This window comes from Acidovorax sp. KNOB132, assembly GCF_057541515.1.
Map to the genome: position 1 here is coordinate 1 of NZ_BAAJYT010000595.1, position 869 is coordinate 869.

Genomic DNA, 869 nt, shown 5'->3' on the forward strand with positions numbered 1-869 from the left:
CAGGGCGGCGGATGCGACGGCGCTGGACGCACCGCCCGAGGTGCCGGCCAGGGCCCGTTGCAGGTCGGCCTCGGCGAGCCAGAAGTCGCGCTGGGCCTGCAGCGCATCGGCCACGGCCTGGCTGCTGGCCCGCGCCTCGGCGAGCATCTGCCAGACGCTGGCGAGCATGCCGTTGTAGCGTAGGGTGGTTTCCTCGCTGATGAAGCGGCGCAGCGGCACGACCGCGTCGCGCTGCTGGCGCGCCAGGTCGTAGGCGGTGCGGTAGCCCAGCCAGGCGGTGCGCGCCTCGCTGCGGGCGCGCAGGGCCACATCCTGCAGCTGCGCCGCGCTCTGCAGCGTGCGGCCCCGGGCCTGGGAGCGTGCGGCGCCGCCCCAGTCGAACAGGGGCACGGCCAGTTCCACCTCCCAGCCGCGCTTGACGTCGGCATGGCCGGTGTCCTGCTCGGTCGTGGTGTTGCGGGTGTAGGCCAGGCCGATCCCGCCGGCCCAGGGGGCCACGCCGGCAAAGCCTTCGGTGTCGGCCACGCGGTCCAGCTCCAGCCGCGCGGCGCGCACGTCCAGCCGTTCGCGCAGGGCCCGGGCCTCGATGCCTTCGCTGGCCTCGGGCTCTGCCGGCAGGTCGGGCAGCCGGTCGGGCAGCGTGTAGTGCGCATCCGGTCCCCACAAGCCCATCAGCCGCGACAGCTGCTCGCGCTCGGTGGCGGCGTCCAGCCGCGCGCGGGCCAGCTGGGCGGCGCTGTCGGCCCACAGCGCCTGTTCGCGGGCCTGCTGCAGCCGGCTCCAGTTGCCGACGCGGGCCATGCGGCGCGCCAGTTCGGCACCGGCGTCGGCCGCCTCGTGCATGCGCTCCTGCGTGGCCGCCACCTGCT

General features: G+C 75.8%; 1 protein-coding gene. It reads right to left on the bottom strand.

All coding sequences use genetic code 11. The features are described 5' to 3' along the window. Positions 1 to 869: TolC family protein (locus AC27IO_RS24895; protein ID WP_498741302.1), on the bottom strand; the 869-nt coding region annotated here is incomplete at both ends.